Annotated in this window: 1 pseudogene; it reads right to left on the reverse strand. The window is 71.1% G+C overall.

The window, feature by feature from the left end:
* A pseudogene (locus G447_RS0108585) lies at nucleotides 1-1170 on the reverse strand (hypothetical protein); the annotation flags it as partial.
* Nucleotides 1171-1187: the final 17 nt, after the last annotated feature.

Raw genomic sequence — 1187 nt, forward strand, 5'->3', positions numbered from 1 at the left:
CCCCTCTCCCGTCGCGCCGAGGACCCCGAGCGCCCACGAGGCGTCGGCGCTGCCGTAGTAGCGCTCCCACTGCTCCACCGTCGGCTGGCCGCCGGGGACGACGGGCTGGTCGCCCGCAGCGGGGTCGCCCTTCGCCAGGGTGAAGGTCTGCCGCACGGTGCCGTCCGCCTCGGCGGTCATGAACGTCGAGTGGTCGCCCTCCACGAGCCAACCGTTGGCCGCGGGGCGGATCAGCGAGGGAGTGCCCGCCCCGAACCCGAGTTCCGCCGTGGCTCCGGTGCGGGCTTCGACGACTGTGTGGAAGTCCTTGTATTCGGCGAAGCCGAAGTGGATCCAGGTGCGGCCGCCCGCGCTCGCCGTCTGGAAGACTCCGGGGCACCTCCATCCTGGGCCCTCGGCCGTCCACAGCCTGTTGAGGGAGGCGTCCACTCCCCAGCACTGCTTGCTGAGTTCCCCGCAAACCACCAGAACCGAGTCGACGACTCCGACGGCGGTGCCCTCGATGGCGGACGGCAGGGAGGAGACCACCTGCCCGGAGTCCGCCGTGAGAATAGCCCTTCCGACCACCAGGCGATCGCCCCACACGATCGGCTTTGGCGCGAACTCTTCGCTCGTGAGGGGGGAGTTCCACAGCAGCGCGGGCTTCGAGCCGGAGATGTCGTAGGCGCGCACCGAGGAGAGCGTGACAACGTACATGCGGCTGCCCTCGACCGCCAGGCGGGCGCCGTACTCGGGGAACGTCTCGTCCAGCTTCTCGTTGATTCGCCAGGCGGTGGCGACTCCGCGCGCCCACGCGGGTGACGGAGCGCCCGTCGCCCGCGCCTCCCCCGAGTAGCCGACCTGCTCGGCGAGGGGCGCGGGCCCCGACTGCGGCTCCATGTCGAGGAGCCGGCGCTCCCGCTGCTTCCCCATGACGTGGACGGCTACGGCCACCACGATGACCAGTGCCGCGCACACGACTGCGGCGATCGGACTCCGTCGCCGCTTCCTGGATGGGCTGGCGGGCCCGTCGGGGGCGAATACGGTCGCCTGGTTGGCCTCAGAGTCCGCCATCATCCAACCGTGCAGTGGTTCTTCGTCGGCGCGCGGGCCGCCGTCCTGCTGGGCGCCGCCCGGGGGTGTCTCCGGGGCGTCGTCGGCAGGGGTGGGTTCGTCGTCGAGGGGATCCATACCCGTAAGTATGTCAA

The organism is Schaalia georgiae DSM 6843 (assembly GCF_000429245.1).
Lineage (GTDB): Bacteria > Actinomycetota > Actinomycetes > Actinomycetales > Actinomycetaceae > Pauljensenia > Pauljensenia georgiae.